14 protein-coding genes are annotated in these 14,376 nt (G+C 68.6%); 7 read left to right on the top strand and 7 right to left on the bottom strand.

Annotation, left to right across the window (positions count from 1 at the left end; translation table 11 throughout):
• The first annotated feature begins 15 nt into the window (after positions 1-15).
• On the top strand, positions 16-810 hold the full coding sequence (locus VHD82_RS12710; RefSeq protein WP_325701649.1) for an alpha/beta hydrolase: 795 nt from the start codon (positions 16-18) through the stop codon (positions 808-810).
• A gap of 193 nt (positions 811-1,003) precedes the next feature.
• Here the strand turns inward: VHD82_RS12710 and VHD82_RS12715 are convergent, their stop codons facing one another.
• The 4 genes from VHD82_RS12715 to VHD82_RS12730 are packed head-to-tail and all read right to left on the bottom strand — an operon-like array spanning position 1,004 to position 4,667.
• Complete coding sequence (locus VHD82_RS12715) at positions 1,004-2,164, bottom strand: acetyl-CoA C-acetyltransferase (RefSeq protein WP_325701652.1); 1,161 nt, start codon at positions 2,162-2,164, stop codon at positions 1,004-1,006.
• A complete protein-coding gene (locus VHD82_RS12720) occupies positions 2,157-2,774 on the bottom strand; it encodes a TetR/AcrR family transcriptional regulator (RefSeq protein WP_325701654.1) in 618 nt (205 codons plus the stop codon). The genes VHD82_RS12715 and VHD82_RS12720 overlap by 8 nt, the downstream gene beginning before the upstream one ends.
• Positions 2,767-3,543 carry an SDR family oxidoreductase gene (locus VHD82_RS12725; protein WP_325701656.1) on the bottom strand — a complete coding sequence of 259 codons (777 nt, stop codon included), beginning with the start codon at positions 3,541-3,543 and terminating at the stop codon, positions 2,767-2,769. Before VHD82_RS12725 ends, VHD82_RS12720 begins: the two co-directional genes overlap by 8 nt.
• Complete coding sequence (locus VHD82_RS12730; RefSeq protein ID WP_325701659.1) at positions 3,540-4,667, bottom strand: acyl-CoA dehydrogenase family protein; 1,128 nt, start codon at positions 4,665-4,667, stop codon at positions 3,540-3,542. Before VHD82_RS12730 ends, VHD82_RS12725 begins: the two co-directional genes overlap by 4 nt.
• A gap of 72 nt (positions 4,668-4,739) precedes the next feature.
• Between VHD82_RS12730 and VHD82_RS12735 the strand changes: the two genes are divergently transcribed.
• The 6 genes from VHD82_RS12735 to VHD82_RS12760 all read left to right on the top strand — a co-directional run bounded on the left by VHD82_RS12735 (position 4,740) and on the right by VHD82_RS12760 (position 12,068).
• Complete coding sequence (locus VHD82_RS12735) at positions 4,740-6,227, top strand: FadD3 family acyl-CoA ligase (RefSeq protein ID WP_325701661.1); 1,488 nt, start codon at positions 4,740-4,742, stop codon at positions 6,225-6,227.
• Positions 6,224-7,069: an enoyl-CoA hydratase gene (locus VHD82_RS12740; protein ID WP_325701663.1), complete on the top strand. Its 846-nt coding sequence runs from the start codon at positions 6,224-6,226 to the stop codon at positions 7,067-7,069. The genes VHD82_RS12735 and VHD82_RS12740 overlap by 4 nt, the downstream gene beginning before the upstream one ends.
• 2 nt (positions 7,070-7,071) lie before the next feature.
• Entirely contained in the window at positions 7,072-8,205 is a 1,134-nt protein-coding gene (locus tag VHD82_RS12745; protein WP_325701667.1) for an acyl-CoA dehydrogenase family protein, read from the top strand.
• On the top strand, positions 8,202-9,152 hold the full coding sequence (locus tag VHD82_RS12750) for an acyl-CoA dehydrogenase family protein (RefSeq protein WP_325701670.1): 951 nt from the start codon (positions 8,202-8,204) through the stop codon (positions 9,150-9,152). The genes VHD82_RS12745 and VHD82_RS12750 overlap by 4 nt, the downstream gene beginning before the upstream one ends.
• Before the next feature lie 67 nt (positions 9,153-9,219).
• Positions 9,220-10,239 (top strand): acyl-CoA dehydrogenase family protein, encoded by a 1,020-nt coding sequence (locus VHD82_RS12755; RefSeq protein ID WP_325701673.1) that lies wholly within the window; start codon positions 9,220-9,222, stop codon positions 10,237-10,239.
• 476 nt (positions 10,240-10,715) lie between these two features.
• On the top strand, positions 10,716-12,068 hold the full coding sequence (locus VHD82_RS12760) for an MFS transporter (protein WP_325701676.1): 1,353 nt from the start codon (positions 10,716-10,718) through the stop codon (positions 12,066-12,068).
• 7 nt (positions 12,069-12,075) lie between these two features.
• Here VHD82_RS12760 and hsaB read toward each other — a convergent pair whose 3' ends face one another.
• From hsaB to hsaD, 3 genes are read right to left on the bottom strand one after another with little or no spacing between them, the layout of a single operon-like run.
• Positions 12,076-12,609, bottom strand: coding sequence for a 3-hydroxy-9,10-secoandrosta-1,3,5(10)-triene-9,17-dione monooxygenase reductase subunit (hsaB, locus tag VHD82_RS12765; RefSeq protein ID WP_325701679.1), 534 nt, complete (start codon positions 12,607-12,609; stop codon positions 12,076-12,078).
• A 14-nt stretch (positions 12,610-12,623) separates the two neighbouring features.
• Positions 12,624-13,526, bottom strand: a complete 903-nt coding sequence (hsaC, locus tag VHD82_RS12770; protein ID WP_325701682.1) for an iron-dependent extradiol dioxygenase HsaC — start codon at positions 13,524-13,526, stop codon at positions 12,624-12,626.
• Positions 13,526-14,374 carry a 4,5:9,10-diseco-3-hydroxy-5,9,17-trioxoandrosta-1(10),2-diene-4-oate hydrolase gene (gene hsaD, locus VHD82_RS12775; protein WP_325701685.1) on the bottom strand — a complete coding sequence of 283 codons (849 nt, stop codon included), beginning with the start codon at positions 14,372-14,374 and terminating at the stop codon, positions 13,526-13,528. The genes hsaC and hsaD overlap by 1 nt, the downstream gene beginning before the upstream one ends.
• Positions 14,375-14,376 lie beyond the last annotated feature (2 nt).

Here is a 14,376-nt window from a genome sequence, read left to right on the forward strand (position 1 = left end):
TGCTTGACTGCCGCCATGAGTTCCGCGTGCCCGGTCGAGGACGGCGAACTGCATGTCCAGCGCCTCGGCGATGGCCCACCGCTGCTGCTGATCGCGGGCGGTATCGGCGCCGCCGAGGGCTACCGCGGGCTGGCGAAGAGACTCGCGGAGTCCTACACCGTGCTCAGCTACGACCGGCGCGGGCATTTTCTCAGCAAGGACAACACCGAGGGCCCGATCGCAGTCGAACGGCACGCCGACGACGCGCGCGCCGTGATCGAGTTCTTCGGCTACGGCAAGGCGCTGGCCTTCGGCAGCAGCGCCGGCGCGCAGATCGGGCTCGCGCTGGCCACCCGGCATCCCGAAGCCGTGGACGGGCTCGTGGCGCACGAACCACCGGCAGTACGTCTGCTGCCGGATGCCGAGGAGTGGCTGGGCTTCGCCGCGGAACAGGTCGCCTGCACCGAGGCCGGGGACCTGATGGCCGCGTTCGGGGGATTTCTGGGGTCCATCGCGGGCGCGGGCCTGCCGGAGCTGAAGACGATCCGGCTGCCCAACGAGACCGAATGGCGGACATTGTTCACCCGTGAGCTGACCGGGTTCTACGACTATCTGCCCGACGTGGACGCACTGCGGCGTTCGCGCGTGCCGATTGTGCTCGCCGGCGGTGAGGGCAGCCGCGGCTACTACCACTACCGGCCCGCGCGGACCCTGGCGCTGGAACTCGGCCTGCCGTTCGTGGAGATGCCGGGCGCGCATCTCGCGCCGCAACGCAACCCGGCGGTCTTCGCGGCCGCCCTGGCGGAAATCCTGACCGATCTGGTGCTGTGAGCCCGGTAAAGGTCGCCGTTCGCGATGCGCACCGATTGCCTCGGACTAGCTGTACGCTGAGAGATGGCGGTCGACGTCATCCTCCCCAGTTTCGCGTCGGCCGCGCTCCGGCGCACAACTCCCCCTCGGGTGCCGGGGCCAACGGCCTCCGGGCGGCGCCCTCCTCCCCCAGTTCGGCACCGCCCGGGGGTCCTCAAGTCCTTTGTAGACTTTCGATGATCGTGACGTTGGCCGTACCGCCGCCTTCGCACATCGTCTGCAGCCCGTACCGGCCGCCACGGCGCTCCAGCTCGTGCAGCAGGGTGGCCAGCAGCTTGGTGCCGGTGGCGCCGATCGGATGCCCGAGCGCGATACCGCCACCGTTCACGTTGACCCGCTCCGGATCGGCGCCGGTCTCGTCCAGCCACGCCAGCACCACGCTGGCGAATGCCTCGTTCACCTCGAACAGATCGATGTCGTGCACGCCGAGCCCGGTCTTCTGCAGGGCGCGCGCGGTGGCCGGGATCGGCCCGGTCAGCATCCACACCGGGTCGGCCGCGCGCACCGACACATGGTGAATCCGTGCCCGAGGGGTGATTCCGTGCTCACGTACGAAATCCTCGGAAGCGATCAGCGCGGCGCTCGCGCCGTCGGAGATCTGGCTCGACACGGCGGCAGTGAGCCTGCCGCCTTCGGAAAGCGGTTTCAGCCCGGCCATCCGCTCCAGGCTGGTGTCCCGCCGCGGCCCCTCGTCGTGACGGAACCCGTCGACGGGAACGATTTCGGCATCGAACCGGCCTTCGTCGACGGCCGAGATCGCGCGTTGATGGCTGCGGTAGGCGAACTCCTCCATGGCTTCACGCGAGAGATCCCAGTGCTCGGCGATCATCTCCGCGCTGCGGAACTGGGAGACCTCGGTGCTGCCGTAGCGTTCCTGCCAGCCCTTGGAACCGGAGAACGGGTCGTCGAACCCGTATTCGCGGCCTGCCAGCATCGCCGCGCTGATCGGGATCTGGCTCATGTTCTGCACACCGCCGGCCAGCACCAGGTCCATCGTGCCGGACAGCACGGCCTGCGCGGCGAACGTCACGGCCTGCTGCGACGAGCCGCACTGCCGGTCGATGGTCACGCCCGGCACGTGGTCCGGCAGCCCGGCGGCGAGCCAGGCCGTACGGGCGATGTTGCCCGCCTGTGAGCCGAGCGTGTCGGTGCAGCCGAAGATGACGTCGTCGACGAGCGCCGGGTCGATCCCGTTGCGCCGCACCGCCTCCTTGATCACGTGCGCGCCGAGATCGGCCGAGTGCAGGGCGCTGAGCGCGCCGCCACGGCGGCCGATCGGGGTACGGAGGGCATCGAGCAGGTAGGCCTCAGCCATCTGTTCTCCTCTTCGCGGGGCGCCGCCGGGTGGCGATACCGTCCAGCACGATCGACAGGTACTGCTGGGCGATCTCCGCCACCGGCAGCGAACCCTTCGGGTTGTACCAGTGCACCGCCACCCACACGGTGTCCCGGATGAACCGGTACACCACGTCGACGTCGAGGTCGGGGCGGAACGCCCCTTCGGCGACGCCCGCGGTGAGCAGGTCGGTCCAGAGAGCGCGGAACTCGGTGTTGCGGCGGTCGAGGTAGCCGAACCGGCCGAGCTTGGCGAGGTGTTTGGCCTCGTTCTGGTAGATCGCGACCTCGGCCGGATGCGAGTCGATCGCCTCGAAGGACGCGATCACGATGGCTTCCAGGGTTTTCCGCGGCCCGAGCCCCATCGCGACGATCTCGCTGTAGCGGCCGAACAGCCCGTCGAGGAAGCCGCCGAGGATCTCGTCGGCCATCGACTCCTTGGAGTCGAAATGGTGGTACAGGCTGCCGGAGAGAATGCCGGCGGCGTCCGCGATGTCCCGGACCGTGGTCGACTTGTAGCCGTGCTCGGCGAAGAGCCGGGCGGCCAGGTTCAGTAGTTCGGCGCGACGGCCGGAGTTCACCTCAGGCATGCTGGCTGCTCACGGAGATCACCTCACCGGTCAGGTACGACGCGTAGTCGCTGGCGAGGAATACCATCACATTCGCCACTTCCCACGGTTGAGCCGCCCTCCCCGATGCCTCGCGCGAGGTCAGTTCCGCCAGGAGTTCCTCGGTGGTCACCTTGGCCAGGAACGGATGCATCGCGAGGCTCGGTGCGACGGCGTTGACGCGGATCCCGTGCTCGGCGACGTCCACCGCGGCGCACCGGGTCAGCGCCATCACCCCGGCCTTCGCGGCGGCGTAGTGGGCCTGCTCAGCCTGGGCACGCCAGCCGATGACGGAAGCGTTGTTGACGATCGCGCCCCCGTTGCCCTGTGCGATGAAGGTGCGCAACGCGGCCCGGGTGGCGCGGAACGTACCGTTGAGGGTCACATCGAGGACGCGTGTCCACTCCTCGTCGGTCATGTCCACAATGGACTTGCTGCCACCCAGTCCGGCGTTGTTGATCAGCACGTCGATCCGGCCGAACTGCGCGGCCGCGCCGTCGACGAGCGCCTGCACCTGGCTCTCGTCGGTGACGTCGCACGGGATCGCGTGCACCTCGCCGAGGCCGGAGAGCTCGTCGAGCTTCTCTCCGAGCCTGCGCTCGTGCCAGTCGCTGAGCACGACCTTCGCGCCTTCTTCGAGGCTGCGCTGCGCGACGGCGGAGCCGATACCGGTCCCGGCCGCCGCCGTGACCACGACCACCTTGTCCCGCAACAGGTTCGCGCCTTCGGGGTACTTCGGGACCGGGATCATGGGCGCACCTCTCGGGGCAGGCCGAGCACCCGCTCGGCGATGATGTTGCGCTGGATCTCGTTGGAGCCGCCGTAGATGGTGTCCGCACGGCTGAACAGGTACAGCCGCCGCCAGGCGTCCTCCTCGACCAGGGAGGCCGCTCCTCGTACCGTCATCGCAAGCTCACCGAGTTCGCGATGCCAGTTCGCCCAGACCAGTTTGGACACTTCGGCGACGCCCGGCGCCTGCGAGCCGAGCGTGCGCGCGGCGTGTGCGCGCATGACCTCCAGGCCCATCCAGGACCGGGCGAGCCGCTCGGCGATCACCGGATCCTTGGCGGCGCCGTTCTCCTCGGCGAGCTTGGTCAGCGCGACGAGCTCGCGCCGGAACCCGACCTGCTGGCCGAGCGTCGCGACGCCCCGCTCGAAAGCGAGAGTGCCCATCGCGACGCGCCAGCCGTCGCCGGGCGCCCCGACGACAAGAGCTTCATCGGTGCGGGCGTCGTCGAAGAAGACCTCGTTGAACTCGCTGGTCCCGGTGAGCTGCCGGATCGGCCGCACCTCGATGCCCGGCTGGCGCATCGGCACCAGCAGGTAGGACAGGCCGTGGTGCCGTTTCGACCCGGGTTCGGTGCGGGCCAGCACGAAACACCAGTCCGCGACGTGGGCGAGCGAGGTCCAGATCTTCTGGCCGCGGATCACCCATTCGCCGTTTTCGAGCCGGGCGCTGGTGGAGACCGCGGCGAGGTCGGAGCCCGCGCCGGGTTCGGAATATCCCTGGCACCACAGTTCGTCCACCGACACGATCTTCGGCAGGAAACGGCGCTGCTGTTCAGAAGTACCGAACGCGATCAGCGTCGGGCCGAGCAGTTCCTGGCCGAGGTGGCTGACCTTGGCCGGCGCCTCCGCCCGCGCGTACTCCTCGTGGAAGATGACCTGTTCTTCGAGCGTCGCCCCGGCCCCGCCGTGCTCGGCCGGCCAGCCAAGGCAGTTCCAGCCCGCGCTCGCGAGATGCCGTTCCCACGCGACGCGTTCGGCGAATGCCTCGTCCTCACGGCCAGGCCCGCCAAGACCACGCAGGCCCGCGAACTCCCCGGCGAGGTTCTCCGCCAGCCAGGTTCGCGCCCTATCCCGGAACTCGGACACCGCACCTCCTCTGTTCAAAACGAGGCCTCCTGCGTAGGCTACCCTACCAAGCACTTGCTAGGGAGCAGCGTCATGGAAACCATCCCGGCCGCGGTCGTCCGGGCAGCGGAACGGTTCGGCGATCGTGAAGCGGTGGTCGACGGTCCGGTGCGCCTGACCTACGCGGAACTGTACGAGCGGATTCGCCGGTGCGCGGGGCTATTCCTGGAAGAGGGAATCCAGCCGGGCGACCGGATCGCGATCTGTTCCCCCAATACGTATCACTGGGTGATCGCGGCATTGGGCGCACTGCACACGGGCGCGTCGCTGGTGCCGATCAGCACCCGGTTCACCGGACCCGAGATGCGCGACGTCATCGAGCGCACGGACGCGCGGGCGCTCGTGGTCGCCGGCCCCTTCCTCGGCGTCGACCGGTTCGAGCAGATCGTGGAGGCGGGCACCCGGATTCCCGGGACGGTGCTTCGGATTCCGGTGGACGGCGAGGTGGATTGGAGCGGCGATACCAGCGGCGTCGATGCCCGGGCGGCCGCCGTGCGCCCCGACGACGTCAGCGACATCCTGTTCACCTCGGGTACGACCGGCCGCAGCAAGGGCGCGATGAGCGCGCACCGGCAGGCGCTCGGTGTCGCGCACGGCTGGGCCGAGCGCGGCCGGCTGTCTGCCGAGGATCGCTACCTGGTGATCAATCCGTTCTTCCACACCTTCGGCTACAAGGCGGGGATTCTCGCCGCGATCTCCCGCGGGGCGACGATGCTGCCGGAGACCACCTTTGACGTGGACCGCACCCTGCGCACGATCGAGCAGGAGCGGATCACCGTTCTTCCTGGCGCGCCGACGATCTACCAGATGTTGCTGAACTCGCCCGACCGCGCGAAGCGCGATCTGTCCAGCCTTCGCCTCGCGGTGACCGGCGCCGCGACGGTGCCGGTCGCGCTCGTCGAACGGATGCAGTCGGAGCTGAGTTTCGACACGGTGCTCACGGCGTACGGCCTCACCGAAGCCGTCGTCGCGACCATGTGCCGCCCGGAGGACGACGCGAAGACCGTCGCCCGCACCTGCGGCCGCGCCGCCGACGGCATCGAGGTGCGCACGGACCCCGAGACAAGCGAGATCCTGTTGCGGGGGCCGAACGTGATGCTCGGCTATCTCGACGATGCCGAGGCCACCGCGAAAGCCATCGACCCCGGCGGCTGGCTGCACACCGGCGACGTCGGTGTCCTGGACGAGCAGGGCTACCTCACGATCACCGACCGCATCAAGGACATGTACATCTGCGGCGGGTTCAACGTCTATCCCGCCGAGGTGGAACAGGCCCTCGCCCGGCTGAGCGGGGTGAGCGAATCCGCCGTGATCGGCGTGCCCGACCCGCGCCTCGGCGAGGTGGGCAAGGCCTTCGTCGTCCTCGTCCCCGGGCAGCGACTGTCCACCGAGGACGTGATCACGTACTGCAAACAGAACCTGGCCAACTACAAGGTGCCCCGCCAGGTGGAGTTCCGCGAGCAACTGCCGCGGAACGCCTCCGGCAAGGTGCTGAAACGAGTCCTGAGGGAGGCCCCGTGAGTGACGATGTCGTCCGCTACGAACGGCGCGGTCCGGTCGCACTGGTGACAATGAACCGCCCCGAGTACCGCAACGCCCAGAACTCGGCCATGACCTACGCGCTGGACGAGGCGTTCACGCGCGCCGTCGACGACGCCGGGGTGAAGGTGATCGTGCTGGCCGGCGCGGGCAAGCATTTCTCCGCGGGGCATGACATCGGGACCCCCGGCCGTGACGTCGACAAATCGTTCGAGAACAAGGCCGTGCTGTGGTGGGACCACGTCGACAAGGCCGGCGGCGATCAGCGTTTCGCCCGCGAGTCCGAGGTGTATCTGGGGATGTGCCGCCGCTGGCGGGAAATCCCCAAGCCGACGCTCGCGAGCGTGCAAGGCGCCTGCATCGCGGGCGCGCTGATGCTCGCCTGGGTGTGCGACATGATCATCGCCTCCGACGACGCGTTTTTCGCCGACCCTGTGGTGCGCATGGGCATTCCCGGCGTCGAGTATTTCGCGCATCCCTGGGTGCTCGGCCCGCGCGCGGCCAAGGAGGTGCTGTTCACCGGCGAACGGTTCAGCGCCCAGCAGGCGAAGGAATGGGGCATGCTCAACCGCATCGTGCCTCGCGCCGATCTCGAAGCCGAAACCCTGGCCCTGGCCGAAAAGATCGCCGAAATGCCACCGTTCGGCCTTGCGCTGACCAAGAAGGCGGTGAATCAGGCCGAGGACCTGATGGGCATGCGCTCCGGCATGGACTCGGCCTTCGGCCTGCACCATCTCGCACACGCGCACAACGCCGAGGTCGGCGGCGACTCCCTCGCCGGACAGGACGCCCGTTCCATGCGTGACGCGAACAAGGCCTCCTGACCGTGGACCTCGATCTCGACGACCACACCCTGGCCTTCCGCGACCAGGCACGGACCTGGCTGGCCGACAACGTACCCGCCGAGCCCTTGGCCTCCTTCGACACTGCTGAAGGCTTCGAGCAGCATCGCGCCTGGGAAGCCAAGCTCGCCGACGCACGCTGGTCGGTCGTTTCCTGGCCGGAGGAGTTCGGCGGCCGGGACGCGAGCCTCCTCGAATGGGTCGTGTTCGAGGAGGAGTACTACGCGTCCGGCGCACCGGGCCGGGTCAGCCAGAACGGTATCTTCATGCTGGCACCGACCCTGTTCTCCCACGGCACCGACGAACAGCGCACACGGATCCTGCCCGGCATGGCCCGAGGCGACCAGATCTGGGCCCAGGCCTGGTCCGAACCCGAGGCCGGCAGCGACATCGCCGCCCTGCGCAGTAGCGCGGTCCGCACCGACGGCGGCTGGCTCCTGTCCGGACAGAAGACGTGGAGCTCGCGCGCCGCCTACGCCGACCGTGCGTTCGGCCTGTTCCGCAGCGATCCGGAAAGCGTGCGGCACAAGGGTTTGACCTACTTCATGTTCGACCTCCGTTCTCCTGGCGTGCAGGTGCGCCCGATCCGTCAACTCGACGGCGAGCCCGGTTTCGCCGAGATCTTCCTCGACGAGGTGTTCGTGCCCGATGCCGATGTGATCGGCGAACCGGGCGCCGGCTGGCGCGTGGCGATGACCACCGCCAACAACGAGCGTGGGCTGTCCCTTCGCAGCCCGGGCAGATTTCTCGCGGCCGCGGACCGGCTCATCGGCCTGTGGCGCGAGGTCGGCGGCTCGCGTGAGACCGCCGACCGGGTGGTGGACGCCTGGATCGGCGCCCGGGCTTACCAGCTCTACACGTTCGGCACCGTCACCAGGCTCACCGAAGGCGGCGAGCTCGGCCCGGAGTCGAGCGTGAACAAGCTGCACTGGTCGCACCTGGACGTCGCCCTGCACGAGACGGCGCTCGACCTGCTCGGCCCGGAGGCCGAACTGCGCGGCGACTGGCTGGACGGCTGGCTGTTCTCCCTGGCAGGCCCGATCTACGGTGGCACCGACCAGATCCAGCGCAACACCGTCGCCGAACGCCTGCTCGGACTGCCCAGGGGTGATCGATGAGATTCGCGCTTTCCCAGGAACAACAGGACTTCTCCGCCACACTGGACGCTTATCTGTCCAGTGTGGACACAGCTGCGGCCGCCCGATCCTGGGCCTCCGGCGAGCACGAGCCGGGGCTCAAGATCTGGCGCGGGCTGGCCGAGGTCGGCGTCACCGCTTTGACTGTGCCCGAACGGTTCGACGGCATCGGCGCCGATGCCGTCGAACTCGTGCTGGCGTTCGAGCGCCTCGGGTACCACGTCGTACCCGGACCGTGGGTGGACACGGCCGCGGTGCTGCCCGCCCTGCTCGAGGACGAGCTGCTCGCCGACGTGGCCGCGGGCGAGACCCTGGCCTCGATCGTCGCACCGCCCGAGGTGCCGTATGCCCTGGACGCCGACGTCGCCGGACTCCGGGTGCGCGTTCAGGACTCCGGTCTGTCCGTCTTCACCCCCGGCCGCGCACTGTCCTCGGTGGACGGCGCACGACGGCTGTTCACCGCCGAACCCGGCGACCCCATCGGCACCGCGGCCGACCCCGGCCGCGCCTTCGACCTCGGTGCGCTCGCGACCGCCGCCCAGCTGCTCGGCGCTGGGCAGTGGCTGCTCGACTCGACCGTCGCCTACGCCCGGCAACGCAAGCAGTACGGTCGCGAGATCGGCCAGTACCAGGCAGTGAAACACCTGCTCGCCGACGTGGCCACCAAACTGGAACTGGCCCGCCCGCTGCTGTACGGCGCAGCAATCGCCGAAGGGACGCCGACGCGGCCACGTGACGTCTCCGCCGCCAAGGTCGCCGCCGCCGACGCCGCCCATCTCGCCGCCCGCACCGGCCTGCAGGTGCACGGCGCGATCGGCTACACCGACGAGCACACCCTCGGCCTGCGCCTCACCAAGGTGCGCGCCTTGGTGAGCGCCTGGGGCACGCAGGCCTTCCACCGCTCCCGTGTGCTGGAGGCGCTGGTATGACGGCCACCTCGGCCCATGTCACGGGGACCGTCCCAACCTTCACGTCCAGGCAGGCGAAGGGAACGGTATGACCTTCACCCCCGAGCAAGATGCCCTGCGCGAGACTGTCTGTGCGGTGCTGGAACGGCACTCCGATCCATGGAAGGTGCTGTGCGAGCAGGTCGGCGTCGCCGGGCTGGCGATCCCCGAGGCCTATGGCGGGCTGGGCTGTGGGCTGCGTGAGGCGCAAGTGGTCGCCGAGGAACTCGGCCGGGCGCTGAGCTCCGCGCCCTTCCTCGGATCGGCCGTGCTCGCGGCTCACGCAGTCCTCGAAGCCGCCGACGAGACCGCGGCACGGCGGCTGCTGCCGGCCATTGCCCACGGCGCGATCGCGACGCTTGCCTGGACATCGGCCGACGGCGCCTGGAGCCCGGACCGGGCCGCCGTGACCGCGAAAGACTCCACTTTGGACGGTAGCGCGCACTACGTCCTCGACGGAGACCTCGCCGACATTCTTCTGGTGATCGCGGAGACCGACGGTGAACTAGGCCTGTTCGAGGTCGACCCGAGGCAGGTCCGTCGCATCCACTCGACCACGATGGACGAGACCCGCGGACTGGCCGTCATCGAACTCACCGGTACGACCGGCACCCGGATCGGCACCGGCGACTTCCGTCCCGCGCTCCACCGCGTCCGGGACATCGCCTGTGCCGCTCTCGCCGCCGAGCAGGCAGGCGCGGCCGCTCGAGCGTTGGACATCACCGTCGCCTACACCAAGCAGCGAGAGCAGTTCGGCCGCCCCATCGGCGGTTTCCAGGCGCTGAAGCACCGGATGGCCGACCTGTACGTGCTGGTCGAAACCGCACGGTCGGCCGCTTACGCGGCCACGCAACCGGACGTGGACCGCGCGCGCCTGGCCGCGGTCGCGAAAGCCTATTGCACAGAGGCTTTCTCAACCGTTGCCGCGGAGATGATCCAGCTCCACGGCGGAATCGCGATCACCTGGGAGCACGAGGCGCACCGCTTTTTCAAGCGGGCACACAGCGCCACCCAGCTGTTCGGTCAACCACACCACCACCTTTCGCGTGTCGTGCCGGACTTGGGCTGAAGATCACCTTCGCCCGGCGGTTCATTCCCGCGCCGTGCCAGGCCACGGCCAGCAGGTCGGACAGCGGACGCGCCCCGAGGTGGGCGCGACCGGGACACAGGCCGCGCCGCATTCGGCGAGACCGAAGACCCTACCTTGCGCACGCAAACGGGAAGCGTTGCAGCGCTTGACTTTGTGCACGAGGTGCGCGGAGAAAGCACCGGGCCATGCGTAGTCGGATTCAGGCCTGCTGCCCGTTTCCGGCCGCATGACACGACTCACCGGGCGGGCCCGCGCCCTCCCGCACTCCGGCTCTCTTCGTCCACATGGCACGGCTCCCGCGCCACGGAACGTGAAAACTCTTGCAGGTCAACGATTTGTCAGTGTGTTCGAGTCGGCTTTCGCTCATACCGACGACTCTAAACGAACAGCGGGCTCCCGCGCATCTGCCAAAGTATGTATTTTCAAACCGGACGTCGCTGCGCTAACTTGCCTCCATGACCACCGCGCAGCCAACGACGGCCGCACGTCTCGACCGCCTTCCGGTCACTCGGTTCCACCGGTACCTGATCGCCGTCGTCGGCGTGGCGACCTTTTTCGACCTGTACGACCTGTTCCTGGCCAGCACCGTGAGCACGGTGCTGGGCAAGGAGTTCGGCGTGTCCAGCGCAGAACTCAAGCCGCTGCTCGCGTCCGCCTTCGTCGGCGCGTTCGTCGGCGCGGTCGCGCTCGGCAGGCTCGCCGACTGGGTCGGCCGCCGCCGCGCACTCCTGCTGACGCTCGCCATCTATTCGGTGTTCACGCTGCTCGGCGCGTTCAGCACCGACGTGTGGATGCTGGTCGTCTGCCGGTTCGTCGCGGGCATCGGAATCGGTGCAGAATTACCACTCGCGGACGCGTATTTGGCAGATCTGTTGCCGGCGCACGCTCGCGGGAGGGCCACGGCATGGGCGTACACCGTGGGCTTCTGCGGGGTACCCGCGGCCGGTTTCCTCGCGCAGGCGCTGGTCGGGCACAGCCCACTCGGTTTCGACGGCTGGCGCTGGCTGTTCGTGATCGGCGCGCTGGGTTCCGCGATCGTCTGGGTGCTGCGGGCCGGGTTGCCGGAGTCACCCCGCTGGCTCATCTCCCGTGGCAGAGCCGAAGAAGCGGACCAGGTCATCCGACGGCTGGAGAACTCGGCCGATAGTCCGTTGCCCGAGCCGGAAGTCCGCGAACATCCGGTCGAGCCGGAGCCACAGCGCAGCTCGGCGCTGTTCCGGCCGCCCTGGCGCCGGCGGACGGTGATGCTCTACGTCTTCCAGGTGCTGCAGGCGTTCGGCTACTACGGATTCGGTTCCCTGGTGCCGATCGTCCTGGCGGCCAAGGGATTCGACCTCACCCATTCGCTGCTGTTCAGTGCTCTGACGTTCCTCGGCTACCCGATCGGCTCGGCGCTGTCGATCCCGGTGATGGAGCGGGTGCAGCGGAAGTGGCTGATCGTCGCCAGTGCGCTGGGCATGGCGATGTTCGGTCTCGCTTTCGGTTACTCCACAACAGGTGTGGCGATCGCGATCCTCGGGTTCTGCTACACCGCCATCAGCAACGTCTTCTCGAACGCGTTCCACACGTACCAGGCCGAGTTGTTCCCGACCTCGCTGCGCGCGACGGCGGCGGGATCGGCCTACTCACTGTCCCGGCTGGCGACCGCCGCCATGCCGTTCATCCTGCTGCCGGTGCTCCAGCACCAGGGCGCGGGCGGGATGTTCGCGATAGTCGCGATCGCGATGGCGATCCTGGTCGTGGATGTCGCGGTACTCGGCCCGCGCACCACCGGCCGGTCGGTGGAGGCGATATCGAGCGCTGACTGAACCCGGTTCACAGCCAGTCGTCGGGAGCGGCCCAGGCCAGCATCGGTGCCAGATCGTTGCGCAGGGGCTCCGCCCCGGTGTACTGGCCGCGGTAGAACAACAGCGGCTTCCCACCGGAGGGGTCACCCAGGGCCGTCACCCGGCCGACCGCCACATAGTGGTCGCCGGCCTCGTGCACCATGTCCAGCTCGCAGTCGACCCAGGTCAGGGCACCGGCGAGAACCGGCGAACCCGACGGAGCCCGGGTCCATTCGACCGCGCCGAACTTGTCCGCCCCGCGTGAACCGAAGACGGAACTGACGTCACGTTGTTCCTCCGCCAGTACGCTGACCGCGAACCGGCCGGTCCCCTCGATGACCGGCCACGTCCGGGAAGTCCTGCTGGGGCAGAACAACACCAGCGGAGGGTCCAGGGACAACGCGGCGAAGGACTGGCAGGCGAACCCGACCGGCTCCTCGCCGCTGTGGGCCGCGACCACGGTGATCCCGGTACAGAAGTGACCCAGCGCCTGACGGAAGCGCGCCGAGTCCACTTCGGACACACCGGAACCGGAGATCACTGCTGCATCCCGACGCTGAAGTCGTGGCCCCACAGGCTGACCGCCGTACTCTCACGGGCGATCCAGTCGTCGTCGTCGACCTGACGCCCCTCGCACCCGAACTCCACGTCGAACCCACCGGGGGTCTTCATGTAGAAGGACAACATCAGATCGTTCACGTGCCTGCCGAGCGTCGCCGACATCGGGACCTTGCGCCGTTTCGCCCTGTCCAGGCAGAGGCCGACGTCGTCGGTGTTCTCGACCTCGACCATGAGGTGCACGATCCCGCTGGGGGTCGGCATCGGCAGGAACGCGAGACTGTGGTGCCGGGGATTGCAGCCGAAGAAGCGCAGCCAGGCCGGCTCACCGTCCGCGGGCCTGCCCACCATCTGCGGCGGCATCCGCATCGAGTCACGCAGCCGGAAACCGAGCACGTCCCGGTAGAACCGGAGCGCGGCCTCGTCGTCGTGCGTCGAAAGCACGACGTGCCCGAGCCCTTGTTCCTCCGTCACGAACCGGTGCCCGTACGGGCTCACAACGCGGCGATGTTCCAGCGCGACACCGTGGAAGACCTCCAGGGTGTTGCCCGAGGGATCGTCGAACGTGATCATCTCCGTAACCCGTCGATCGGCAAGCTGCTCCGCGGTGGCTTCCTTGTACGGCACGCCGTTCGACTCCAGCCTGCCCCGTACCTCGTCCAGTTCCGCGGCGGTGGCGACCTCCCAGCCGGCCTGCGCGAGACGGTCCGCCTCGCCGGGGAAAATCACCAGCCGGGCGGGAAAATCGTCCATGCGCAGGTACAGCGCGTCGGGATTGGTGCCCTTGCCCTCGATCATGCCGAGCACCTTGAGCCCGTACTCGCGCCACTTCGCCATGTCCGTGGCCTCGATGCGCAGGTACCCCAGTGAGCGAATGCCCATCACGAACCCCCAAGGAAATCCAGGGAAAGCCGGTTGAACTCGTCGAACTTCTCCAGTTGAGCCCAGTGCCCGCAGCGGCCGAACACGTGTAGCTGCGCGCGCGGGATCATCTTCAGCGCCACCAGTGCGCCGTCGAGCGGGTTGACGCGGTCCTCACGGCCCCAGATCAGCAGCACCCGCTGCCGGAGCCGATGGGCCTCCCGCCACAACAGGCCCTGCTCGTAGGAATCCGGCCGCATGAAGGACTCCCCCATCGCGCGCATCGCGGCGAGCGACTCGGGAGTGCTGGCCGCGGCGAAGCGTTCCTCCAGCAGTTCATCGGTGATCAGCGACTGGTCGTAGACCATCACCCGCAGGAATGCTTCGAGCTTTTCCTTGGTGGGCCCGGGAGGCGCGGCGAACCGGCCGAGGTTCTTCACGCCTTCGGTGGGGTCGGGCGCGAACACGTTCACGCTCAGCCCGCCCGGGCCCATCAGCACGAGCCGGCCCGCCCGGTCCGGGTGGTCCAGCGCCAGCCGCACCGCAGCTCCACCGCCGAGCGAATTCCCTACCAGATGGGCCTTTTCTACGCCGAGCTCATCGAGAAGGGCGACGACCGCGTCCGCGCTGTGCTTGAAGTACTGCGGATGGTCGACCGGTTTGCCGGAACGGCCGAAGCCGGGCTGATCGACCGCGATCGTGCGGAAGGATTTGGCGAACACCGGGATATTGCGGGAAAAGTTACTCCACGCCGAGGCGCCGGGGCCGCCGCCGTGCAGCAGTACCACCGTATTCGGATGCTCCGCGCCGGCCTCGTGATAGTGCAGCCGCAGACCGTCCCGTACCTGCACGTACTTACCTTCGGCCATAA

Origin of the sequence: Amycolatopsis sp., from assembly GCF_035546795.1 — a bacterium.
Lineage (GTDB): Bacteria > Actinomycetota > Actinomycetes > Mycobacteriales > Pseudonocardiaceae > Amycolatopsis_E.

Coding starts and splice junctions, on each gene's coding strand:
- VHD82_RS12755 (WP_325701673.1), top strand. CDS start 9,220: ATGACCTTCACCCCCGAGCAAGATGCCCTGCGCGAGACTGTCTGTGCG.
- VHD82_RS12750 (WP_325701670.1), top strand. CDS start 8,202: ATGAGATTCGCGCTTTCCCAGGAACAACAGGACTTCTCCGCCACACTG.
- VHD82_RS12710 (WP_325701649.1), top strand. CDS start 16: ATGAGTTCCGCGTGCCCGGTCGAGGACGGCGAACTGCATGTCCAGCGC.
- hsaD (WP_325701685.1), bottom strand. CDS start 14,374: ATGGCCGAAGGTAAGTACGTGCAGGTACGGGACGGTCTGCGGCTGCAC.
- VHD82_RS12760 (WP_325701676.1), top strand. CDS start 10,716: ATGACCACCGCGCAGCCAACGACGGCCGCACGTCTCGACCGCCTTCCG.
- hsaC (WP_325701682.1), bottom strand. CDS start 13,526: ATGGGCATTCGCTCACTGGGGTACCTGCGCATCGAGGCCACGGACATG.
- VHD82_RS12715 (WP_325701652.1), bottom strand. CDS start 2,164: ATGGCTGAGGCCTACCTGCTCGATGCCCTCCGTACCCCGATCGGCCGC.
- VHD82_RS12720 (WP_325701654.1), bottom strand. CDS start 2,774: ATGCCTGAGGTGAACTCCGGCCGTCGCGCCGAACTACTGAACCTGGCC.
- VHD82_RS12725 (WP_325701656.1), bottom strand. CDS start 3,543: ATGATCCCGGTCCCGAAGTACCCCGAAGGCGCGAACCTGTTGCGGGAC.
- VHD82_RS12735 (WP_325701661.1), top strand. CDS start 4,740: ATGGAAACCATCCCGGCCGCGGTCGTCCGGGCAGCGGAACGGTTCGGC.